This is a genomic window from Streptomyces sp. NPDC048415 (assembly GCF_040651675.1).
GTDB lineage: Bacteria > Actinomycetota > Actinomycetes > Streptomycetales > Streptomycetaceae > Streptomyces.
This window is the reverse complement of record NZ_JBEZKJ010000026.1, coordinates 71,222-94,235: the sequence shown is the minus strand read 5'-3', so window position 1 is coordinate 94,235 and position 23,014 is coordinate 71,222. Positions and strand designations below refer to the sequence as shown.

19 protein-coding genes and 1 pseudogene are annotated in these 23,014 nt (G+C 71.9%); 4 read left to right on the top strand and 16 right to left on the bottom strand.

The genetic code is table 11. The features are described from left to right. Positions 1-3 precede the first annotated feature (3 nt). The gene (locus AB0D27_RS19485) at positions 4-681 is read left to right on the top strand and encodes a hypothetical protein (RefSeq protein WP_362509891.1); all 678 of its coding nucleotides are present in this window, start codon (positions 4-6) and stop codon (positions 679-681) included. A gap of 122 nt (positions 682-803) precedes the next feature. Here the strand turns inward: AB0D27_RS19485 and AB0D27_RS19480 are convergent, their stop codons facing one another. Beyond that, positions 804-1,214: a DUF1992 domain-containing protein gene (locus AB0D27_RS19480; protein ID WP_362509888.1), complete on the bottom strand. Its 411-nt coding sequence runs from the start codon at positions 1,212-1,214 to the stop codon at positions 804-806. Between the two features lie 119 nt (positions 1,215-1,333). Here AB0D27_RS19480 and AB0D27_RS19475 point away from each other — a divergent pair, with 119 nt between their 5' ends. After that, complete coding sequence (locus AB0D27_RS19475; protein ID WP_362509885.1) at positions 1,334-1,729, top strand: hypothetical protein; 396 nt, start codon at positions 1,334-1,336, stop codon at positions 1,727-1,729. Between the two features lie 7 nt (positions 1,730-1,736). Here the strand turns inward: AB0D27_RS19475 and AB0D27_RS19470 are convergent, their stop codons facing one another. From AB0D27_RS19470 to proP, 3 genes and pseudogenes are all read right to left on the bottom strand, one after another. Next, the gene (locus tag AB0D27_RS19470; protein WP_362509882.1) at positions 1,737-2,408 is read right to left on the bottom strand and encodes an O-methyltransferase; all 672 of its coding nucleotides are present in this window, start codon (positions 2,406-2,408) and stop codon (positions 1,737-1,739) included. A 107-nt stretch (positions 2,409-2,515) separates the two neighbouring features. Continuing rightward, positions 2,516-3,664: pseudogene (locus AB0D27_RS19465) on the bottom strand (DUF2330 domain-containing protein). A gap of 69 nt (positions 3,665-3,733) precedes the next feature. Beyond that, positions 3,734-5,113, bottom strand: a complete 1,380-nt coding sequence (gene proP / locus AB0D27_RS19460) for a glycine betaine/L-proline transporter ProP (RefSeq protein ID WP_362509879.1) — start codon at positions 5,111-5,113, stop codon at positions 3,734-3,736. 383 nt (positions 5,114-5,496) lie between these two features. Between proP and AB0D27_RS19455 the strand changes: the two genes are divergently transcribed. Further along, positions 5,497-7,542, top strand: coding sequence for a bifunctional glycosyltransferase 87/phosphatase PAP2 family protein (locus AB0D27_RS19455; protein WP_362509925.1), 2,046 nt, complete (start codon positions 5,497-5,499; stop codon positions 7,540-7,542). Between the two features lie 3 nt (positions 7,543-7,545). Here AB0D27_RS19455 and AB0D27_RS19450 read toward each other — a convergent pair whose 3' ends face one another. Next, entirely contained in the window at positions 7,546-9,057 is a 1,512-nt protein-coding gene (locus AB0D27_RS19450) for a hypothetical protein (RefSeq protein WP_362509876.1), read from the bottom strand. A 299-nt stretch (positions 9,058-9,356) separates the two neighbouring features. Beyond that, a complete protein-coding gene (locus AB0D27_RS19445; protein WP_362509873.1) occupies positions 9,357-10,601 on the bottom strand; it encodes a cytochrome P450 in 1,245 nt (414 codons plus the stop codon). Between the two features lie 445 nt (positions 10,602-11,046). Between AB0D27_RS19445 and AB0D27_RS19440 the strand changes: the two genes are divergently transcribed. Then, positions 11,047-12,216: a steroid 3-ketoacyl-CoA thiolase gene (locus tag AB0D27_RS19440; protein WP_362509871.1), complete on the top strand. Its 1,170-nt coding sequence runs from the start codon at positions 11,047-11,049 to the stop codon at positions 12,214-12,216. 209 nt (positions 12,217-12,425) lie between these two features. Here the strand turns inward: AB0D27_RS19440 and AB0D27_RS19435 are convergent, their stop codons facing one another. The 10 genes from AB0D27_RS19435 to AB0D27_RS19390 all read right to left on the bottom strand — a co-directional run bounded on the left by AB0D27_RS19435 (position 12,426) and on the right by AB0D27_RS19390 (position 22,985). Further along, entirely contained in the window at positions 12,426-13,112 is a 687-nt protein-coding gene (locus AB0D27_RS19435; RefSeq protein ID WP_362509868.1) for a YoaK family protein, read from the bottom strand. Between the two features lie 194 nt (positions 13,113-13,306). Next, positions 13,307-13,723, bottom strand: coding sequence for a transglycosylase SLT domain-containing protein (locus AB0D27_RS19430; RefSeq protein ID WP_362509865.1), 417 nt, complete (start codon positions 13,721-13,723; stop codon positions 13,307-13,309). Between the two features lie 406 nt (positions 13,724-14,129). Next, positions 14,130-14,921, bottom strand: coding sequence for an ECF transporter S component (locus tag AB0D27_RS19425; protein WP_362509922.1), 792 nt, complete (start codon positions 14,919-14,921; stop codon positions 14,130-14,132). A 98-nt stretch (positions 14,922-15,019) separates the two neighbouring features. Continuing rightward, on the bottom strand, positions 15,020-16,636 hold the full coding sequence (locus tag AB0D27_RS19420; protein ID WP_362509862.1) for an ATP-binding cassette domain-containing protein: 1,617 nt from the start codon (positions 16,634-16,636) through the stop codon (positions 15,020-15,022). After that, complete coding sequence (locus AB0D27_RS19415; RefSeq protein WP_362509919.1) at positions 16,633-17,730, bottom strand: CbiQ family ECF transporter T component; 1,098 nt, start codon at positions 17,728-17,730, stop codon at positions 16,633-16,635. The genes AB0D27_RS19420 and AB0D27_RS19415 overlap by 4 nt, the downstream gene beginning before the upstream one ends. 158 nt (positions 17,731-17,888) lie before the next feature. Then, positions 17,889-18,533 (bottom strand): SCO2322 family protein, encoded by a 645-nt coding sequence (locus tag AB0D27_RS19410; protein WP_362509859.1) that lies wholly within the window; start codon positions 18,531-18,533, stop codon positions 17,889-17,891. Further along, positions 18,530-19,756 carry a prenyltransferase/squalene oxidase repeat-containing protein gene (locus AB0D27_RS19405; protein WP_362509856.1) on the bottom strand — a complete coding sequence of 409 codons (1,227 nt, stop codon included), beginning with the start codon at positions 19,754-19,756 and terminating at the stop codon, positions 18,530-18,532. The genes AB0D27_RS19410 and AB0D27_RS19405 overlap by 4 nt, the downstream gene beginning before the upstream one ends. Positions 19,757-20,076: 320 nt before the next feature. After that, positions 20,077-21,240: a serine hydrolase domain-containing protein gene (locus AB0D27_RS19400; RefSeq protein WP_362509853.1), complete on the bottom strand. Its 1,164-nt coding sequence runs from the start codon at positions 21,238-21,240 to the stop codon at positions 20,077-20,079. 218 nt (positions 21,241-21,458) lie between these two features. After that, a complete protein-coding gene (locus AB0D27_RS19395) occupies positions 21,459-21,899 on the bottom strand; it encodes a nuclear transport factor 2 family protein (protein WP_362509850.1) in 441 nt (146 codons plus the stop codon). Between the two features lie 42 nt (positions 21,900-21,941). After that, complete coding sequence (locus AB0D27_RS19390; protein WP_362509847.1) at positions 21,942-22,985, bottom strand: MBL fold metallo-hydrolase; 1,044 nt, start codon at positions 22,983-22,985, stop codon at positions 21,942-21,944. Positions 22,986-23,014: the final 29 nt, after the last annotated feature.

The window sequence follows — 23,014 nt, the reverse complement described above, 5'->3', positions numbered from 1 at the left end:
GACATGACATCAGGTCAGGGCCCCGAGCGGACACCGCACCGGGAGGCCATGAAGGGCCGCGTGGGCCCGGCCGCCGCCGAGCCCGTCCAGGGTGACAAGGCCATGGTGGGCGAAGGCGCGGCGCGGCGCGGGAGCAGCGAGGCCCGCGACGGTGCCGGGGAGGCATCGGCGCGGGAGGCCATGAAGGGCCGGGTGGGTCCGGTGTCGGCCGAGCGCGTGCCGGGTGACAAGGCCATGGTCGGCGAGGGCGCGGCGGCGCGTGCGGGAGAGCCGGGGCGTTCCGGCACCGGCACGGGGCGCGGAGAGGGCCCGGGCGTTTCCGCCGGCGAGGCCCCCGAGGCGTACGAGGGCCGCGCGGCCGGCGACCGTGCGATTCCCGGGCGGCCCGCCGGGCATGAGGCCCCGCTGCTTGGCCGGGACGAGGGCGACAAGTTCTCGCTGCGGATGCGGCACGCGGTCGGCGGGTTCGTGGACGGGCCCCGGACGGCCGTGGAGGAGGCCGATCACGTACTGGAGGAGCTGGCCGGGCGCTTCACCGAGGCGGTGACGCGGCGCCGCCGCACCCTGCGCGCGTCCTGGCAGGCCACCGACGCGGGAGAGTCCGCCACCGGCGACACCGAACAACTGCGCCTCGCCCTGCGGGACTACCGCGAGTTCACGGAGCGGCTCCTGCGGTTCTGAGCTCCGCCGAAACCCGCCGCACATCACCGACGGTCGAGCCCCGCCCCACCCCCGCCCACATCCCCGACGGTGAGGCCGCGTCCCGGACCATGTCCCCGGGACGCGGCCTCACCATGTCGTCCCTACCCCCGCTTCTGCCGCGCCTCGCGCCACTCCCGGACGACCGCCTCCACGTCGTACGGCTTGAGCCCGAGAGGAGGCCCCGGCGGGGGCTTGAACATGACCTCGCGGATCTTGGCGTTGATGTCCTCGACGATGCGGCGCACGGCCCGCTCCGAGGGCGCCGCCGAGGCCGCCGCGAGCGCGTCCTCCGCTTCCTTGCGCAGGGCGAGGGTGGGCGGCAGCACGGACAGCCCCTCGCGGGCCATCTTCCGCTTGATCCACCACAGTTCGTCGTACGACGTGTCGGTGATGTGCGGCAGTGGCTTGCCCGCGCCGGGGAGTTCCGCGAACTCGCCGCGCGCCTGCGCCTCACGGATTTGTCTGTCGATCCAGGACTCGAAGCTGACACCGGGTGGCTTGCGCTCGGTCATGTGTCCATTGTGCCGGACGTCACACGGCGGGGCGACGGGTCGAATTATCATGCGGCGGCGGTGCGCCAACCACGCTCCGCGCGAGGACAATTGGACCAGCCCAAGACGAAGGAGCGCGCGTGCTCGAACTCACCATGGCCTCGGTGTCCGGGGCGGACGCGGGTGCGACGGCCGGGATGCTGATGGCCGACGCGCCGAGCGACCCCGGGGCCGTGCTGCGGGTGGGCCGGGACCGGGCCGTGTGCCGTCTCGCGACCCCCGACGACTGGCTGTTCGTGTCCCGGGTCCATCTCGAGTTCCTGTGCGGCCCGGACGGCTCGTGGCAGGTCACCTGGTTGCGCGGCTCCCACTCCGAGCCGTCCTCCGAGGTGCGGCTGACGTTGGCGGGCCTGCCGCCCCAGCCCCTCCCGTACGGCGGGACGGCGAAGCTGCCCGCGGGCGGCTCCGGAGATCTCGTCATCGAGGACCGCACGGGCCCGCGCACGGTGAACGTGGGCTTCTACCACGAGGCCTAGCGCAGGGTCACGCCAGCACGCGCGCCAGCGCGAACCCGTCGTATCCCTTGCTGCCGACCGTCTGGATCGCGGTTCCGCTCAGCTTGGGGTGGCCGGCGATCAGTTCGAGTGCCGCCCGGGTGCCCCGCACGCTCGGGTCGGTGCTGCTCGCGTCGGTGACCTGGCCGCCGCGTACGACGTTGTCGAGGACGATCAGGCTGCCGGGCCGGGCGAGCTTGACGGCCCACTCGACGTAGTGCGGGTTGTTCACCTTGTCCGCGTCGATGAAGAAGAGGTCGAACGGCTCCGGGTTCTCCTCGGCCAGCTTCGGCAGGGACTCCAGGGCGGGGCCCACCCGCACCTCGGCGATCTTGTCGAGGCCGGCGCGGGCGAGGTTGCCGCGGGCGACCTCGGCGTGTGTGGGGTCGTACTCGAAGGTGATCAGCCGCCCGTCGGCCGGGAGCGCGCGGCCCAGCCAGATCGTGCTGTAGCCGCCGAGGGTGCCGATCTCCAGGATGCGGCGCGCGCCCTGGATCTGGGCGAGGAGCTGGAGCAGCTTGCCCTGGTTGGGCGCGACGTTGATGGGTGGCAGTCCGGCCGCGTCGCTGTCGCGCAGCGCGGCGGTCAGGGTGTCGTCGTGGGGGGCGAGGAGGGTGGTGAAGTAGTCGTCGACGTCGTTCCAGAGCTGCGACTCGGTCATGCACCATGCCTTTCGTATGGCTAGTTAGATGCCCTAACTAGTCCTCGGGTGAATCTAGTCGCGACCGCCCGCCCCTGTCAGCGGGATTTCGGGTGTTCACGGCCGAGTCAGCCGATCGGCGGGGGTGCCTGCACCGGCGGGGGCGGCGGGATCGGGTGGCGCCTGCGGGCTCGTACGCCCATCACCAGGGCCACGGCCACCAGGGCGAGCGCGCCGCCCACGGTCAGCAGCCACACCGGTACCCCGCCGGCCTTCAGCAGTCGGTCGTCGTAGATCACCCGACGGTAGGCCGCGTCCGTCGCCGTGGGCCGCAGTACGTGGTCGCCGGAGATCCGCGACGGCTGCGGGAATTGCTGGTCGATGGCCGTCAGGAAGTCGGTGCCCTGGGTCAGCCGGGCCAGCGGACCGGTGGTCGCGCCGATACGGCCCGCGTACGAGACCTGCGGCCGGTCCCCGCCGATCGCCGACGCCGGTTCCATGCGGTGCGCGGCGAGGACGTACAGGCCGAGAGACTGCGGGGTGTGCGCGAGACGCGAGAGCCGCATCGGGTAGATCAGCTCGTCGCTGGCGAAGCTGAGGTGGAGCGGGTCGAGGGTGCCGCCGAGCGGGGCCTTCGCGTCCTCGGGGGCCAGCCGGATCGCCACGTACTCCCAGCCCTGGTCGACGTACGGACGCAGCGCCGTGTCGAGGCGGGGCGGGAGCCGGAAGCCGTTGTCGGCGAGCCAGTTCCCGAGCGCGTCGGAGTCGGTGGCGGTGAGGCGGGCGACGTCGAAGGGGCCGAGGCGCTCACGGCCGACCACGCTCACCGAGGGTGCGCTCGCGCCGGTCCGCGGGGCGGCGGCGCTCTCGGTGCCGTCGGCGAAGGGCCAGTCGCCGCCGCGCGGCCAGAAGTAGTGGCGGGTGCGGTGCTCGGGCGCGGTCGCCGCGCCGAGCTGGTCGAACAGCTCGCTGTCGCCCAGCTTCACCGTCGCCCGGTGCGGGACCGGCATGATCCACGCGGCCTTGTGGGCGTCCCCGGCGACCGTCAGGCTCTCCCCCATTCTCGACTACGCTCGAACGGGGGGACCCCCATCGATCTGTTCCTGGCGGCCGTCCCAGCGGACCGCGGACATCTCGCGGTCGACCGTGACGTGCCGCTGGCTGTCCGGCACCATCGCGCCGCACCCGCAGGCATACGCCGGTGCGACGAGAGACCCCAACTGGATCCCCAACAGCGCCCATACGACGACCAGTACACGCCCTCGTACGAAATCCATCCCCCGTAGCCCTTCCGTCGTGCCGTCGGACGGGTTCTCAGACGGCACGACGGAGGCTGCGGTTCCAGGTCAGCGCTCCGAGGGGGCCACGGACGGGGCCGAGCCCGGCAGCGGCCGGCCCGCCGACTCCGCCATGAACCAGACCGCCACGCCGCCGATCACGGCCGCGGCCATCATGTAGTAGGCGGGCATCATCATGTTCCCGGTCGCCCCGATGAGCGCGGTGACCACCAGCGGGGTGGTGCCGCCGAAGAGCGAGACGGAGATGTTGAAGCCGATGGACAGCGAGCCGTAGCGGACCTTCGTCGGGAAGAGCGCGGGGAGCGCGGCGGGCATCGCGGCGGTGAAGCAGACCAGCAGCAGGCCGAGGGCGCCCATGCCGAGCGCGACCGCGAGCAGGCTGCCCTGCCGGATCAGCAGGATGGCCGGGACGGACAGGGCCAGGAAGCCGGCGCAGCCGGCGGCGATCACCGGGCGGCGGCCGATCCGGTCGGTCAGAGCGCCCGCGAAGGGCTGCACGATCATCATCAGCGCCATCACACCGAGGACGACGAGCAGACCGTGCGTCTCGTCGTACTTCAGCTCGCTGGTCAGATAGCTCGGCATGTAGGACAGCAGCATGTAGTCGGTGACGTTGAAGACCAGCACCAGGCCCATGCACAGCAGCAGCGCGCGCCACTGGCCGGTGATCATGTCGCGCAGCGGCACCTTGGGGCGCTCGGCCTCGGACTTCTCGACCTCCGCCGCGAACGCCGGGGTCTCCTCCAGACGCATCCGCAGATAGAGGCCGATGATGCCCATCGGGCCCGCGATCAGGAACGGGATCCGCCAGCCCCAGGCCAGCAGGTCCTCGGTCGACAGCAGTGCGGTCATGAGGGTGACCAGGCCCGCGCCGCCGATGTAACCCGCGAGCGTGCCGAACTCCAGCCAGCTGCCGAAGAAGCCGCGCTTCTTGTCGGGCGCGTACTCGGCGATGAAGGTCGACGCGCCCGCGTACTCGCCGCCGGTGGAGAAGCCCTGCACCAGGCGGGCCCCCAGAAGCAGCAGCGGCGCCCCCACGCCGATCGTCGCGTAGGACGGGATCAGGCCGATCGCGAAGGTGCCCGCCGCCATCATGATCATGGTGATGGCGAGGACCTTCTGGCGGCCGATCCGGTCACCGAGCGGGCCGAAGACCATGCCGCCGACCGGGCGGACGAGAAAGGCCGCGGCGAAGGCACCGAACGTGGACAGCAGCTGCGCGGTGGGGTTGCCCGACGGGAAGAAGACCTTGCCCAGGGTCACCGCGATGTAGCTGTAGACGCCGAAGTCGAACCACTCCATCGCGTTGCCGAGCGCCGCCGCCTTCACGGCGCGCTTGACCAGCGCCGGATCGGTGACGGTGACCTCGGGTGGAGCGGGGGTACGGGGGCGGGGGAGCGTGGGAGCGACTGCGGTGGCGGTCGGCAAGGGCCTTCCTTCCGAAGGGGACAGGGACGCGGTCCACCGGGGCGGACCGGAGCGGCCCACCCGGAAGCGGGCCAAACAGCGACCATAGGGGCACTCGCGGGCATTACGTGCCGTACGCGACCCACTGCGCAGTGCGCATAAATGCCGCTTACGCAGGGAGGACGACCGGGTGCCGAACGGCCTTCCGCGGCGCTGTCTGTGATCCATGTCGCCCGCGAAGGGGAACCGAACGCTGCGCGCACTATCGTCATCCGGACAAAAGGCGAGAGGCCGTCAGGTGAAGCAGGGGTTGCCTGCGTCTCTCAGTGGGGGTAGTGCGAGTCTCTTAGGGTCTCAAGAGGATGAGACGCACGGGACGACTGGGGCGGGAGGGCCGGCGGGGCGTGGCGAACGCGGAGCACGGCGGAGGAGCGGGTAATGCCTTCGGGGCGGGGGCGGCACAGACGGCGAGGGCACGGCTGCACACCGTCCGCATCGGGTTGTGGGTGATCGCCGCGGCGCTGGCCGTACGGCAGCTCACCGTGGTCCTCAGCACTCCCAAGGGCGAGCGGCTGACGGACCTGGAGACCTGGGTCGGACCGAACGGCGTCCTGCATGTGAAGGGCTCGCTGTACGACTCGACGCGCTTCACCGGTACTCCCTTCGGCGGGCTCGTCCTCAAGCCCCTCACGCGCGCGGCCGAACAGGCCCTCGGCTGGGGCTGGACCTTCGGCACCCTGCTGCTGGTCGTCGCGCTCGGCCTGGTCGCCGCGCGCGCCCTGCCGCAGCCCGTGAGCCGGCGTACGTCGCTGCTCGCCGCGCCGGTCGCGATCAGTCTGCTGATGCTGTCGCTGCCGGTGCGCAACACCCTCTACCTCGGCCAGACCAGCATCATCCCGGTGCTGCTCGTCCTGCTGGGCTGCTTCACCGTACGCGGGGAGCGCGCCAGCGGCGCCCTGATCGGCCTCGCGGCGGCGCTCCAGCCGACCGTGCTGCTCTTCGCGCCGCTGCTCTGGTTCACCGGGCGCAGACGCGCCGCGGCGTCCACCGGGATCACCTTCGGGGCCCTGACCGCGCTCGCCTGGGCCGCGATGCCGCACGACTCGAACACGTACTGGGTGCATCACCTGGCGGGCGTCGGCCTCGGCAAGCAGGCCAACGACCTCTCGAACCAGTCACTGCACGGCGCGCTGCTGCGGCTCGGCCTCACCGGCCCGCTGGAGATCGGGCTGTTCCTGCTGCTCGGCGCGGCCGTCGCCGTCCTCGGTCTGCGCCGCGCGGTGCGCTACGCGCGGGACGGGCAGCTGCTGCTCGCCGTCGCGGTCACCGGCTGTGTCGCCGTCGCCGTCTCGCCCACGACCTGGCAGCACCAGCTGCTGTGGGTTCTGCTCGCGGTGGTCGGCCGGGTCGGCAAGCGGGCCTCCGACCGTTACGTCTGGCCGGTCGCGGTCGTCCTGGTCGTCACGCTCCCGGCGAAGATGATGCTGCCCAATGTGCCGGCGGCCTACTTCCTGCGCGACAACGTGGTGCTGTTCGCGGCCCTCGCCGCGGTCACCGTCGTGCCGTTCCTGCCGCGTACGTCGCCGTACTACCGTTCGCCGATCCCGACCGACTATGCGACGCCGGTCCCGGCCCGCTTCTCCTGGGTGCCGCTGCTGCCGGTCTGGCGCCGCGTGCTCACCCGACCCAATCTGCTGCTGGAACTGCTGCTGATCCGGGTCTTCTACGCCGCCTACTCCTCCGTGCGTCTGGCCGCTACGGGGGGCCGCGTCGTCGCGGAAGAGCACGGGCACCAGGTCCACGCGATCGAAAAGGCTCTCTCCATAGACATCGAGCAGTGGGCCAACCACACGGTGGTCAAGCTGCCGTGGCTGGAGCACTTCCTCGGTTTCTACTACGAGTCGTTCCACTTCGTGGTGCCGCTGACGATCCTCGGAGCGCTCTACGCCCGGCGCCCGGCCGACTACCGCTGGGCACGCAGTACGCTCGGCATCGCCACCCTGATCGGTCTCCTCGGGTTCTGGCTCTACCCGCTGGCGCCGCCGCGGCTCATGCCAGGTCTCGGATTCATCGACACGGTGCACGGCGCCCAGGACCTCGCGAAGCCGGACTACGGCGCGATGACCGCGGTCACCAACCAGTACGCGGCCATGCCCTCCCTGCACTTCGGCTGGTCACTGTGGTGCGGCATCCTGATCGCGGTCCTGGCCCCCAAGTGGTGGATGAAGGCGCTCGGGCTGCTGCATCCGCTGTTCACCCTGTCCGCGATCGTCGCGACCGCCAACCACTGGGTCCTCGACGCGGTCGGCGGCGCGGTAGTGGTCGGCGCGGGTTTCGGTCTGACCTACCTGCTGTCGGGGCCGCGTGCGGCGTCCAGGATCGTCGTCAAGGACGAACACCTGCCCGAGGCCCGGGCCGCGCAGGCCGACCGGGCATCCTCGGGACACTGACTTCTAACACCCGTTGGCCCAAGGCAGCCGGTAGCGGGAGCTCAGGCGGTATTCGCCCGGTGCGGGGGCGGTCAACATGGTCCACCTTCCCACCTGTTGGAGGCAGCCCTTGTCCGACCACAGCCAGGGCGAGTAGGCGACGCGCACCGTCACCGAACCGCGGTGCTCGACACGGACCACCAGTTCCGCGTCGTCGGAGCGGACCACGGTCGCCGGCGGTGAGACGAGCGGAACCGCGTCCCGCACCCGGTAGACGCGCCAGTGGGCGTCCTTCCAGACCGGCTCGAGCCAGTCGGGTTCGCCGCGGACGAGCGTCGCCTCCTGTTCCGCGGGCCCGTCGGGCTTGCCGTCGTGCAGGACGACGTATCCCACCGCTGAGCCGTTCAGCCACGCACGGTAGGCGCTCGGCGAGAACGAGCCGTCGTAGAAGAGCCGACCGCGTTCGACATCCAGTTGCCGGTTCCAGCCGCGGGCGGTGTTGACGTAGGGAGCCAGACCACTCGCCTCGCGGTGATTGCGGGCCGGCACCACTTCGACCCGGGTCCGGTCGGCGCCCAGGCGTTCCAGCGCGGCGACGACCCCCTTCGTGTCGGCCGCCCAGGCGGGCACCGACGTCGACACGCGCAGGTCGTCGATCGTCTTGTGGGTCACCCAGTTGACGGACAACGCGAGCGCCACCACGAGCGCGGCGCACCGTGCGGGGGACCGCCGCGCCGCCATGGCCGCGGCGAGCAGGACGGCCGGTGCCATCAGTTCCGCCAGCCGTTCGACGTTCGTGCCGACCGGTGACGGGATCAGATAGGCGAGGACGACACCGGCGGCGTAGACGGCGGTCCCCAGCCGCAGCACACGCCACTCACGCGGAGCGAACAGGACGACGGCGGCGCTGTAGAGGACGGGTGGCCAGATTCGGCCCGCGAGCATGGGCTGCTCGCCCTGGAACGGGAACAGCACCGTCGTCACCACGACCACCAGGAACGGAGGAATGATCAGTGCGGCGGCCTCCCGAAACCGCCTGGCGAACAGGTAGCCCGCACCTGCGACCACGACAAAGAGCCCGGCGACGGGGCTGGCCGTCGTGGCGAGCGCGCTGCCCGTCGCGGCCAGGAGCGGCCGGCTGCGCGGGCCGACGACGGCCGCGCATCCGGCCAGGCCGATCGCCACGCCGAGGGCGAACGTGGTGCGACCGGAGACGACGTTGCACCAGAGCGCCGCGGAGGTGAGCAGGGCCGGCCACAGAGGTCGGTCGATCCCCGTCCTCTCCAGCAGGCGAGCCGCGTACCAGGAGCCCGCGAGCCCGGACACGACCGTCACCGTTCGCACCCCGGCCCAGGCCATCAGGAAAGGTGACAGCAGGCTGTAGTTCGCGGTGTGCATTCCGCCGTACCAGAAGAGGTTGTACGCGGAACCGGGGTGCCGCGCGGCGAATCCGGCCCAGGCGTCCTGTGCCGCCAGGTCCCCGCCGCCCGTGGCCAGGAACACGGCCCACACGATGTACAGCGGGAAGATGGACAAGGTCGCCAGAATCGGCACGCGTCGGCGTTCGTAGAACCGGTGGAGGGGGCCCTTCCCTCCTGTGGAGCTGTCCTCGGTTCGTACGGACGAGAGTTGCGCGGAGCCCACAGCCACTGCTTTCCGCTCGACGTCGGGGGACAGACTTCCATATCCCAAGACGTGCGGGGCGACAGGATGGTTGGCCTGCGTGGCTCTTCGGCGCGGGCGGGCGCGGGGGAGGCAGGGGCGGGGCGTAGGGGGATGCCCCTGCCTCCCTCGGACGGGCCGACGGGTACCGGGAGGCCGTCGGCCCGAGCGGGTCAGGCGTGGCTGACCTGGAGTTCCTTGACGCCGTTCAGCCAGGCCGAGCGCAGCCGGCGCGGGTCGCCCGCCAGACGCAGATTGGGCAGCGCGTCGGCGATGGCGTGGAAGATGAGGTCGATCTCCAGGGTGGCCAGGGACTTGCCGAGGCAGAAGTGCGGGCCTCCGCCGCCGAAGCCGAGGTGCGGGTTGGGATCGCGGGTGATGTCGAAGAGCTCGGGGCCCTCGAAGACCTCGGGGTCGTTGTTGGCGGAGGAGTAGAAGATGCCGACGCGGTCGCCCTTGTTGATCCGCTGGCCGCCCAGTTCGGTGTCCTGGGTCGCGGTGCGCTGGAAGGCGACGACGGGGGTCGCCCAGCGGACGATCTCCTCGGCGGTGGTCTTCGGGCGCTCCCGCTTGTAGAGGTCCCACTGATCGGGGTGGGTGAGGAAGGCGTGCATGCCGTGGGTGATGGCGTTACGGGTCGTCTCGTTGCCCGCGACGGCGAGCAGCAGGACGAAGAAGCCGAACTCGTCGGAGGCGAGGTTGCCCTCGTCCTCGGCCGCCACCAGTGTGCTGACGATGTCCTTGGCCGGGCACTGCTTGCGGTCGGCGGCCATGTTCATCGCGTACGAGATGAGTTCGGTGGCCGACTCGGCTCCGATCTCCTCGGTGATCGCGTACTCCGGATCGTCGTACGACACCATCTTGTTGGACCAGTCGAAGATCTTGGCGCGGTCGTCCTGCGGGACGCCGATGAGCTCGGCTATCGCCTGGAGGGGCAGTTCGCAGGCGACCTGGGTGACGAAGTCGAAGGCGCCGTCGGGGCCCGCGCCCGCGAGCGCGCTCTCGACGATGGAGCCGGCGCGGGCGCGCAGGGCGTCCTCCAGGGAGCGGATGGCGCGCGGGGTGAAGCCGCGCTGCACGATCTGGCGGACCCGGGTGTGCTCCGGCGGGTCCATGTTCAGCATGATCAGCCGCTGCACCTCGATCTGCTCGCGCTGGATGTGCTCGTTGAAGCGGATGACCGCGGTGTTGAGGAAGGAGGAGAAGAGCTCGGGGTGCGTGGAGACGTACTTGACGTCCGCGTGCCGGGTGACGGCCCAGTAGCCGTCGTCGTCGAAGCCGGCGACACCGGACTGTTGCGGGATCCAGTGGACCGGTTCGGCCCGGCGCAGCTCGGCGAACTCCGGCAGGGGCACGCGGTGGTGCAGCAGGTCGGGGTCGGTGAAATCGAACCCGTCGGGCAGCGCTGGACAGGGCATCGGCAACTCCAGCCATCTGACGGTCCATCAGGAACTGCCGTGAAGGTAGTAACGGGTTCTATAACTGGCAAGGGGTGCGGCGGCCCGAATTGCGTGCGGAATTCGTGCAGATCACGGCTTCCGGGGCTGCACGACCCTTGCGGCGCGGGCGCTCCGCTCAGCAAACTGCACACAGAACTAGTACGCGTTCTAGTTCTGCGCGGTGGGTGGGCCGGGACGCCCCGCGCTGCGCGGGTCAGCGGGGCCTGTCCGGCGGATCAGGCTGGACTCGGCCAACGGCACCCAAAAAACGTGGGTGAGCGGGGTCTGGGGCGTGCGTCTGCAAGGCGGAGGAGGGAGTCGACGCGGAGCGTCGGCGAGTGACGACAACGCCGCAGATGTGCGTCCCAGACCCCGCGCCCCAGGCCTGATCCGCCGGACAGGCCCTAGGAGAGGACCTAGCCCCATGGCCGCGGAACCCGTGATCGTCGAAGCCGTACGCACGCCCATCGGCAAGCGCGGCGGCGCGCTCGCCAATCTGCACCCCGCCTATCTCCTGGGCGAGACCTACCGTGAACTCCTCGGCCGCACCGGTATCCACGCCGACTGCGTCGAGCAGATCGTCGGCGGCACCGTGACGCACGCCGGCGAACAGTCCATGAACCCCGCGCGCACCGCCTGGCTCACCATGGGCCTGCCGTACGAGACCGCCGCGACGACCGTCGACTGTCAGTGCGGTTCCTCGCAGCAGGCCTCGCACATGGTGGCCAACATGGTCGCGGCGGGTGTCATCGACGTCGGGATCAGCTGCGGCGTCGAGGCGATGTCACGGGTGCCGCTCGGGTCGGGGTCCAAGCACGGGCCGGGCAAGCCGTTCCCCGACGAGTGGAACGTGGACCTGCCGAACCAGTTCGAGGCGGCGGAGCGGATCGCCCGCCATCGTGGTCTGACGCGCGAGAACGTCGACTCGCTCGGCCTCATCTCGCAGGAGCGCGCCGCCATCGCCTGGTCCGAGGAGCGCTTCAAGCGGGAGACCTTCGCCGTGCAGGTGCCCACCACGGAGGAGGAACAGCGGGCCGGACAGGGCATGTGGCGGCTCGTCGACCGGGACGAGGGGCTGCGCGACACGTCCATGGAGGCGCTGGCCCGGCTGAAGCCGGTGATGCCGACAGCCGTTCACACGGCGGGCAACTCGTCGCAGATCTCGGACGGCGCGTCCGCGATCCTCTGGGCGTCCAAGCGGATGGCGCGGGCGCTGAAGCTGCGCCCGCGCGCGCGGATCGTGGCCCAGGCGCTGGTGGGCGCCGACCCGCACTTCCACCTCGACGGGCCGATCGACGCGACGCGGGCCGTGCTGGGCAAGGCGGGGATGTCGCTGAAGGACATCGACCTCGTGGAGATCAACGAGGCGTTCGCGTCCGTGGTGCTCAGCTGGGCTCAGGTCTTCGAACAGGACCTGGAGAAGGTGAACGTGAACGGCGGCGCGATCGCCCTCGGGCATCCGGTGGGGGCGACGGGGGCGCGGCTGATCACGACCGCCCTGCATGAACTGGAGCGCCGGGACAAGGAGTTCGCGCTGATCACGATGTGTGCGGGTGGGGGGCTGGCCACGGGCACGATCATTCAGCGGCTTTAGCACTCCACTCGGTGAACGCCGCGAAGACGGTGAGCACCGTGCCGCTGGGGTTCTTGTCGTCACACGCTCCGCTCTCGCACCCGGAGGGCCGGGCGGCCGTGGGGCCATCCGGTCCGGGGGAAGCGAGAGCCTCCACGAGGACAGACCTCACACGCCCGGGAAAGGAATCGCGTCCGGAGGGCCGGGGGGCTGGTCCGGGGGCCGCTTGGCTACTCCCGCCCGGACGCCACCACGGCCAGCGCACCCGACACCAGTGCCGCGATCAGCAGCGGGATGCCCAGGTCGTGGTGGATCACCAGCCATGCGCCGAGGGTGGCGCCCACCAGCATCGCGACCACCGCGGCCGCGCGGCGGGGGGAGCGGTGGCCGCTGCCGCCCGCGAGGCGGGTGTCGGAGGCGAGGCCGGTCAGGGTCATCGTCAGGACCGTGGTCGTCAGGTCGGGTACGCCCAGCTTGCGTACCGTCGCGTTGCGCAGGCCCATGGCGAAGGCCGTGAGGGCGATGAGTGTGTACGTCGTGCCGGTGGCGCCCGGTGCGGCGAAGGCGACAACGGCCGAGGCGCCCACGAACACCGCCTCGGTGGCGAGCGTGACCCGCGCCCAGGTCCGGCGCGAAGCGCCGCCGAACCGCACCGCGACGCGCCCCCCTGCCGTGGCGCCCACCAGGAAGGACACCAGCGATGTCAGCGTGTGCGGTACCGAGAAGCCCTGTGCCCCGGCGGCGGCGAAGCCCAGCACCACCACATTGCCGGTCATGTTCGCGGTGAAGACATGCCCGAGGCCGAGGTAACTCACCGCGTCGATCATCCCGCTCACCACGGTCAGCGCCAACAGCACGGCCACCAGGCGCAGTCCGCGCGCCTCCGGGTCGTACGGCTTCTCCGTCTCGGTGGTCATGCAGCCTCCGGTCAGCGGGGCGGGCGCGGGGACCCAAGTCCACCACGGATACGGGGCAGGTCGGGGCGTTCCTCGCCGGGCGCGACACAGAAGCAGGGCATGGCGGCAGGGCATGGCGAAGGCGGCGGCCCCGGGGATCGGGGGCCGCCGCCTTCACGTGCGGTGGGGCCGGTCGGTACCAGCCGTTGGGCCGGTCAGTACCAGCCGTTGGCCTGCCAGAAGTTCCAGGCGCCGGCCGGGCTGCCGTAGCGGGAGTTCATGTAGTCCAGACCCCACTTGATCTGCGTCTTGGGGTTGGTCTTCCAGTCGGAGCCGGCGGACGCCATCTTCGAGGCGGGCAGGGCCTGGACCAGGCCGTACGCGCCGGACGAGGAGTTCGTGGCGCTGATGTTCCAGCCGCTCTCGTGCTCGACGATCTTGCTGAAGGCGTTGTACTGCGCGGCGTCCGGGATCATCTGGTGCGCGATCGCCTGGGCGGAGGAGGTCGAGGTGGTGGCGGCGTGGGCGGGGGCCGCTGCCAGGACCATGCCGGTTGTGGCGGCGGCCACGGCGGCGGTGGTGAGGACCTTCTTCGGAGAAGTGGCGATGCGGCGGATGAAAGAGACGGACACGGAGAACCTTTTTCTTCGGGGACATGGAGTCGTACGTGTGCCGGCCACCCGGAGGTGGCGGTGGCATACGTCGGCGCCGCGGCCCGGGAGGGCTCGTCGGCGCCTTGCGACTGCTCCAGAGAAACAGGATCGAGGGCTGTCCGCAATGACCCCTTTTACTAGTGGTGGTCGCATCCGAGGAGAAAGTCCTTCATGTGATCTGGCTCTCAAACCCCAGGTCAGAGGGCCTGACGACGCGTTCATGCCACGTCGATTTCACTACGACCGCGCTTCGTATGTGACCTAGGTCCTGTGGGCCGCTTCACCCCGTGCGTCACGGACGGCGAACGAACGTCGACGGGGTGCGTCCGAGCGGTGTGACGGGGGCCGCAGGCCGCCGGGGCTCGGATGTGACCGGCGTCTCGCGTCACTCGGGTTCGAACGCGACCGGCGTCTCGAAAGCCGCGCGGCGCGTGGCCCGGCGCAGGGCCTTGAGGAGGGTCGCGCCGAGCGTGAGGGTCAGCACCACGGTGACGACCGCCCGGCCCAGGTCCCAGCCCAGGGACGTGGCCAGGCAGTACGCGAGGAAGCGGGTCAGATTCGCGGGGACGGTGTCGTGCGGGTCGAAGGCGACGTTCGAGGCCAGCGCGTCCATGAAGGGCCAGCCGGCCAGGTTCATGACGGTGCCGTAGGCGAAGGCGGCGAGGAACCCGTACGCGGCGAGCATCACCAGCTCCGGGCGCCCCCGTAGCCGGCCGGGGCCCGGCAGCAGCCCGGCGCCCATGGTGAACCACCCCATGGCGAGCATCTGGAAGGGCATCCAGGGCCCCACCCCTCCCGTGAGCAGCGCCGACGCGAACATGGTGACGGACCCGAGGACGAAGCCGAAGCCGGGTCCGAGGACCCGTCCGCTCAGCACCATCAGGAAGAACATCGGCTCGATTCCCGCGGTCCCGGCCCCGATCGGCCGCAGCGCGGCGCCGGTCGCGGCCAGCACGCCCAGCATCGCCACCGCCTTCGGCCCGAGCCCCGATTCCGATATCGCCGCCGCGACGACCGCGACGAGCAGCACGAGCAGCCCCGCGAACAGCCACGGAGCGTCCTGCGCATGCGCGCTCACCTGCGACCCCGGTCCCGCGAAGAGCGGCCACGCGAATCCGGCGAGACCGGTGACGCTGACGAGGGCGAGGGCGGTGAGGGAGCGGGGGCCCAGGGGGATGGCTTTGGATTGGGGTGGGGGCTGGGGGTGGGCGTGGTGGTGGGGCTGGGACTCGGGCCCGCGGTGGGACTCCGGCTGCCGTCGTGCTTCGGGTCCTGTCACGAGAGTGCGTCCCTGACCTGGGCGACCGTGAGCCACGGCTGCGGGGCCAGCACCTTGGTGACCTGCGGGGCGAAGGACGGAGACGCGACGACCACCTCGGCGGTGGGGCCGTCGGCGACGATCTCGCCCTCCGCGAGGATGACCACCCGGTGGGCGAGATCGGCGGCGAGTTCCACGTCGTGGGTCGCCAGGACGATGGCGTGGCCCTCGGCGGCCAGCCCGCGCAACATCGTGACCAGCCGGGCCTTCGCCGCGTAGTCGAGGCCGCGGGTCGGCTCGTCGAGGAGCAGCAGCGGGGGGCGGGCCGTCAGGACGACGGCCAGCGCGAGCGCCAGTCGCTGGCCCTCCGACAGGTCCCGGGGGTGCGTGTCGTCCCCGATCCCCGGCAGCAGCTCGCAGACCAGCGCCCGGCACGTCCCGGCCGGGGCCCCGGCATCCCGGTCCGCCGCCGCGCACTCGGCGACGACCGTGTCCGCGTACAGCAGATCCCGCGGCTCCTGCGGTACGAGGCCCACCCGCCGTACGAGCTCACGCGGCGCCGTGCGATGCGGCACGGCCCCGCCGACCCGGACGGATCCGGCGGCGGGTTCCACCAGCCCGACCAACGCGCCGAGCAACGTGGACTTCCCGGCCCCGTTCCGCCCCATCAGCGCGATGGTCTCGCCGGGGGCGGCGGTGAGATCGACGCGGCGCAGCGCCTCGACGCGCCCGCGCCGGACGGCCAGGGATTGGACCACGGCCACGGGCACGGGCACGGGCGGTGGCGGTGTTGGAGCCGCGGTGCCTTCGCGTGCCGCCCCGGACAGGCGCTCGCGCAGCGCCCCCGCCCTTCGTCGTGCGTCGCGCACCGTCAGGGGGAGCGGGGACCAGCCGGCCAGGCGGCCGAGGTCCACCACCGGGGGGTACACCGGGGAGACGGCCATCACCTCGGACGGGGTGCCGAGGAGAGGGGCGGCTCCCGGAGAGGGGAGGAGAGCGAGCAGGTCGGCGTACTGGACGACGCGTTCCAGGCGGTGCTCGGCCATCAGGACGGTGGTGCCGAGGTCGTGGACCAGGCGCTGGAGGATGGCGAGGACCTCCTCCGCGGCGACGGGATCCAGGGCCGACGTGGGTTCGTCGAGGACCAGGACCCTTGGATGGGGGGTCAGCACCGAACCGATGGCGACGCGCTGCTGCTGGCCCCCGGAGAGCGTGGCGATCGGACGGTCGCGGAGGTCCGCCAGGGACAGGAGATCGAGAGTTTCCTCCACGCGGCGCCGCATGACGTCCGGCGCGAGGCCCAACGACTCCATGCCGTAGGCGAGTTCGTCCTCCACGGTGTCCGTGACGAAGTGCGACAGCGGGTCCTGGCCCACCGTGCCCACCACGTCCGCGAGTTCGCGCGGCTTGTGGGTGCGGGTGTCCCGCCCGGCGACCGTGACCCGGCCGCGCAGCGTTCCGCCCGTGAAGTGCGGGACGAGGCCGCTCACCGCGCCCAGCACGGTCGACTTGCCGACCCCGGACGGGCCGACCAGCAGCACGAGTTCCCCCTCGGGGACCTCGAAGTCGATGCCCTGGACGGTGGGTTCGGCCGCTCCGTCGTACGTCACGGAGACATCCTCGAAGCGGATCACGACGGCTCCTTGGGGATCGGGGCGACGAAGGCGGGGAAAAGGCCGAGCAGGATCGCCGCCGCCGGCCAGAGCGGGAGGGAGGGGGCCACGAGCGGTACGACGCCGGGGCGCAGCGCGGCGGGGTCGTACGAGGCGGCGGCGACCAGCAGCGCCGCCACCGCGATGCCCGACCCCGCGACGAGCCACGCCCGTACGCCCCACACGTCCGGCCGGTACCGCGTACGCAGCGAGCGGCGGCCGCCCAGCCACAGCCCGCCGAGCGCCGCGGCCAGCCCGGCCAGCAGCAGCGGCAGACCGTAGCTTGCGCCCTCGGCGGTCAGCAGTCCGTACGTGCCCGCGCAGACGCCGAGCAGTCCGGCCGGCGTCAGTACGGTGGTGGCACGGCGTACGGCCGGCGGGACCTCGGCCGTACGCCCGTACCCGCGCGCGTCCATCGCCGCCGCGAGAGCGACCGAACGCTCCAACGCGCCCTCCAGAACCGGGAGTCCCACCTGCAGCAGTCCGCGCAGGCCCCGGTCGGGCCTGCCGCGGAGCCGGCGCGCGGCCCGCAGCCGCTGTACGTCGGCGATCAGGTTCGGCGCGAAGGTCAGCGCGACGACCACCGCGACGCCCGCCTCGTACAACGCTCCCGGCAGCGACTTCAGCAGCCGTGCCGGGTTGGCGAGGGCGTTCGCCGCGCCGACGCAGATGAGCAGCGTGGCCAGCTTCAGGCCGTCGTACAGCGCGAAGACCAGGCCCTCCGCGGTGACCCGGCCGCCGATGCGGATGCCCTGCGCCCAGTGCGGAAGGGGGACTTCGGGGAGCGTGACGAGGAGGTGTGTGCCGGGAATGGGGGAGCCGAGGAACACGGCGAAGGCCAGCCGGATGCCCAGGACGGTGATGCCGAGCTTGACGAACGCGGTGTACGAGCGGGCCCAGGGGGCCGCGGTGCGGCGTGCCGCCACGACGTATCCCGCTACGGCGATGAGCAGGGTCAGGAGGAGGGGGTTGGTGGTGCGGGAGGCGGCTGTCCCCAGGCCGAGGGCCCAGATCCACCAGGCGCCTGGGTGGAGGGCGTTGCTGCGGTTCGCCTCCGGGGTTCTACGGCGCTTCAGTGGGCCTTGGGTCTGGCCGGCACCCCGCGCTGGTGGCTGTGCCCAGCCTCCCCCACTCCCGGCTTCGCTCGAGCGGGGGGACCCCCGTCGCCCTGCGCCGCGATTGCCCGCAGCGCCAGCGGCTTCACGGTCGCCCTTGGTCATCATCCCCACCCGCCTCACCCTCGACGGCGCCGCGCCTGCCAGATGGCGGCACCGCCCAGGAGGGCCACCGCGGTGACGCCCGCCAGGAGGCCCAGCGACGGGCCGTGGTGGGCCGGCTTGGCGTGGGAGGCGGTGGACCTCGTCGGCCGGGTGGCCGAGACCTGCTCGCCGCAGCCGGTGTGCGGATAGCCGGCGATGGCGCACAGGAGGGCGTTGCTGTCGTAGCGCAGTGGCCTCGCGACCGAGGCGAGGGCGTCGGCCGTCGTCGCGTCGGAGGGAACGCGGGCGCAGGCGGTGCGCGGGGACGGCGGTGTCTCGGCGGACGGCGCGTCGGCGGGGACGCCGAAGTCGATGACGAGGGCCACCCGCTTCGTGCCGGACCGGGCAGGCGTCTTGGCGCAGATGCCGGCGAACTCGGCGTCGCCGCGCGGCCGTACCGCGTGCCGCGAGTCCTCGCTCACCGCGAAGCGGAAGCCCTGGACGTCACCGTCGGACGGCCGCTCGGTCGACGGGCCCTGTGTCCCGTACGTCCACTTCCCGCCGGTCAGGTCCCAGAAGGACCAGTAGCGGTAGCCGACGGCGTGGGCCTGCCCCGCGCCGCCGAGTACGAGGAGCAGCAGGGCCGCCAAGGCCGGCGCGGGCGTCCGGCGACGGCTCACAGCTGCTTCTTGTTGCGGCCGCTGATCAGGAAGCCGACGCCGATGCCGGCGACGAGACCGACGCCGACGATCCACCAGACGCCGAGCCCGTTGCCGTCGTCCTTCTTCTTCTCGTCGCTCGGGGCGGCCGAGTAGTCGGACGCGTCCGTCGCCGGGCCGGTCGCGCCCAGCTGCTTGACGAGGTCCGCGCCGCCGAAGTCGCGCGGGTCGGCGCCGGTGGCGTGGGCGGCGAAGATCAGCTGGGCGTACGCGGCCGGACCGGCCTTCGCGGCCCAGGTGCCGGAGTTCTTCTCCAGCCAGGCCAGCGGCTTCTTCGTGTACGTGGTCCAGCCTGCGGCCGCGAGCGCGACGACCGCGTCCGCGGTGTTGCCGTAGTCGGGCTGGTCCTTGGCGCCTGGCATCGCGGACTTCAGGTAGGGGGTGTCGTGCAGAGCGACCGAGAGATGGGCCGCGCCGTTGTGGGCCGCCTGCGCCGGGGTGAGGCCGTTCGCGTCGCCGCAGACGTACCCGTCCGACGGCGCCTTCCCGGCCGTCGTCACGAACCCCTTGCCGAGCGCGCCGAGCACGCCCGCCGCCGACGCGTCCGCGTTCGCCGCGAGCTTGCCCTTCTTGTCCGGCTGGTAGGCGAACGCGCCCCCGCCGTCCTCGCCGCACGGGATCGACAGCTTCACCAGGGCGTCGTACGGCGACTTGCCGCCCTTGGCGACCTCATCGGGCTTCTCGCCGGCCGAGGCCAGCGCGCCGATCACCACGGACGTCGAGTTGGTGTCGCTGGCCCCGCCGCCGGGGGCGTACCCCCAGCCACCGTCCTTGTTCTGTACGGACTTCAGCCAGGCGACGGCCTTGCCGGTCTCGGTGTCGTGGCCGCCGAGCGCGGCGAGGGCCTGTACGGCGGCGGCCGTGCTGTTCGTGTCGACCGCGGTCTTGGCGTCGCACTTCGTCGTGGCGTCGGCGCGGTACGGCGCGAACGCCCCGTCCGCGCACTGCTGGCCGGTCAGCCAGTCGACGGCCTTCGCCGGGGACTTCACACCGACGGTGTGCTGGGCGAGCAGCGCGAGCGACTGCCGCCAGACACCGTCGTAGGTGGGGGCGGTGGAACCGTAGAGGCCGGAGGCAATCGCCTGGGACGGAGCGGGGGACGCGTCCGCGAAGGCGGCCGGCGCGAGGGCCGTGCCGATCACGGCGGTGACGGCCAGTACCGCGGCGCTGCGGCGAACAATCATGACTCTCCCTGCGGGGAGCCGGGCAGCACCGGGCACGCAGAAGCATCCGGGCGACTCCGGCTCCGTATCCCTCGACGGTGCCGGCCATCGGCGGGCTGCCGAGGGCACGAGCCGGTCACGTCCCACGCGAGGCGATCCGGCTCACCACCGGGGCGGCGGTTCACGATTGGGGTCTCCCCGGCTCGAGCGAAGCCGAGAGCTGGGGAAGGGTCAGCGCCGGATTCGCACCGGCTTCCCCCCGTACGGGTGTGATGACGACCCGCTCACTCTACCGGCCCGTAGGGATTCACCTGAGGGCCGCCTGTGAGGCGGGCGCTGCTTCAGTGCGGGGCGTGAGTCGTGTGGCGCCAGAAGGCGCGCATCAGCGGGGGCGGTGTCGGGTTCTGCATGGCGACCTGGGTGAGCAGCAGGGTGACCGTGCCGGTGGACGGGACGAGGTGGCCGGTCGTGCCGGTGCCGCCGGTCCAGCCGTAGCGGCCCGGGGTGTTCCAGGGGTCGGTGGGTTCGATGTCGACCTGGGCGCCGTAGCCCCAGCCCTGGCCCTCCAGGAACAGCGCGCCGATGTCGCGCTGGGCGGAGGTGAGGTGGTTTCTGGTCATCTGCCGTACCGCATCGGAGGACAGCAGGCGACGGCCACCCGCCGTACCGTCGGCGAGCAGCATGCGCGCGAAGGCCAGCCAGTCGTCGGCCGTCGAGACGAGTCCGCCGCCGCCGGAGGGGAACCGCGCAACGCTGCTCCACTGCCCCTCGGGGGCGTCGGCCAGTTCGAGACCGCCGCCGTCCTGGGCGGTTCGGTAGGAGCTGGTGAAACGGTCGCGCTTGCTTACCGGCACCTCGAAGGCGGTGTCCGTCATGCCCAGCGGTGCGAAGATCCGCTCGGCCAGGAACTCCGGGAGTGGACGGCCTGCGACCCGTGAGATCAGCACGCCCTGGAGGTCGGAGCAGGTGCCGTACAGCCAGGCCTCGCCCGGCTGGTACAGCAGCGGAATGCGGGCCAGGTCCGTGAGCCACGCGTCCGGCGCCGGAAAGGCCTGCGGCTCGCGGCCGTCCTTCTGCACCTCGAACAGCGCCTGGACCTGCGGCAGCGTGAAGTCGGAGGGGAAGCCCCAGCCGGCCCGGGAGGACAGCAGATCGGCGACGGTGATCGCCCGCGCGGCCGGGACGACGTCGTCGACGGGGCTGGACGGCGTACGGACGACCATCGGCTTGGCCAGCTCCGGGAGCCACCCGTCGACCGGCTCTTCCGGCGCGATCACGCCGTCGTCGACCAGCATCATCACGGCCGCGGCGGTGATCGGCTTGCTGATCGAGGCGATACGGAAGATCGAGTCCCGGGCCATCGGGGCGCTGCCCTCGACGTCGACGGAGCCGACGGCCTGTACGTCGACGCGGGCGGCGCGGTCGCCGCGGGCCACCAGTCCCACCGCTCCCGGCACCGTGCCGTCGTCGACGTACGCCTGGAGAAGGTCGCGCAGGCTACTCATCGGTTCACCTTTCCGAAGAATGCGGTCGCCATACAGACTCTCGCCGCGCCGCGGAATCATCGCCCGCACGCCCACCCGTCAGCTCGCGCAGGTGGGGCCGGGTCACCGTCCGCCACCCCGAGGAACCGAGGAACAGGCCGACGTCGGAGCAGCGGTCCTCGGCGGGGCGCGCCCCAGCAGGAGTTGTTGCCCGTCGCGGCGCCGCTCGACGGTGTACGTCACTGGCGGGGTGTCGGGCCGCCGAACGGCAGGAACAGGGTGCGCGAGGTCAGTTGCCAGGTGCCGCCGGCCTTGCGGAAGACGTCTTCGTAGTTCCCGACCTGGACGGGATGGCCGGCCGGGACCATGCCGCCGGTGTGGCCGTCGACGCGGTAGGTCGTGAAGTACGAGGTGGCGGTGGCTGTCGTGGGGGAGGCCAGGGTGACGATGATGTTGGTCATGACGCGGCGCGAGAGCCGGTCCGCGGGGCGAGAGCCGAAGTACTCCCGCAGCGCGTCCCGTCCCCGCACGACGCGGTCGCCCTCCGGCCACTGCCAGGTGCCGTCCTCGGTGAACAGGTCGGCGACCGTGCCGGGTTCACCGATGTCCAGGCGGCGGACGAAGTCGAGGACGAGCCGTTCACAGGCGCGCTCGGCGAGGAGGTCTTCGACGGGATCCATGGGCCCCTTGGTATCAGCTGCGGGCCCGGGATCTCGATGCGTTTATACGGCGGCTCTGTACGTGACCGGGTCGCTCCCCGTCACCGCCTCCGCGCGCCCCAGCTTCACCAGCCGCCGCACATGGGCCTCCGCCTCCGAGACCGCGATGCTCCTTGAACCGTAGGGGATTTGGTCCCAGGGACGGTTCCACTCCATGCGCTCGGCGAGCTGCCAGGGGGTGAGCGGGGTCGAGAGGAGGGCGAGGAGACCGGTGAGGCGCTCCTCGTGGTGGGCGAGCAACTCCCGTACGCGGGAAGGGGCGTCGGCGAAGGCGTGCTGGTGGGCCGGGAGCACCTCGGCCGGGTCGAGGCGCCCGACGCGCTCCAGGGAGTCGAGGTAGTCGCCGAGGGGGTCGGTGACGGTGGCGTCGTCCGGATCCTCGTACAGGCCGATGTGCGGAGTGATCCTCGGCAGGAGATGGTCGCCGGAGAACAGACGGCCACGGCCAGGGAGTTGGGCCGGGTGGGTCTCCTCGAGGTGGAGGCAGACGTGGCCCGGGGTGTGGCCGGGCGTCCAGATCGCGCGCAGGCGGCGGCCCGGGAGGGTGAGGAGTTCGCCGGGGACGATCTCGCGGTCCGGGAGGGCGGGGGAGAAGCCGGGGAGGGTGCTGGGGCGGCGCAGTGATGTGCCGGTCTCGCGCAGGGGGGCCACATGCTCCTCGGGGGCGCCCGACGCCGCCAGCTTGGCCGCCATATAGGCGAACCAGCGCTCGGGCCGGTTCTCCCGGGTCCGCCGGACGATCGCCGCGTCCGCCGCGTGCATCGCGATCCACCCGCCGGACGCCTCGCGCACCTTGCCGGACAGGCCGTGGTGATCGGGGTGGTGGTGGGTGATGACCACGCCGTGGATCTCGGCGACGGAGGTGCCGCAGGCGGTGAGGCCCTCCGCGAGGGTGTCCCAGGAGGCGGGGTCGTCCCAGCCGGTGTCGATCAGGACGGGGCCGCGATCGGTGTCGACGACGTACACGAGCGTGTGGCCGAGTGGATTGTCCGGGATGGGGACCTCGATGGACTGTACGCCTCCGCCGTGGTCGGACACCTGCGCCATGGGCTCCCCAATCGCCGCGTTCCGGCCAC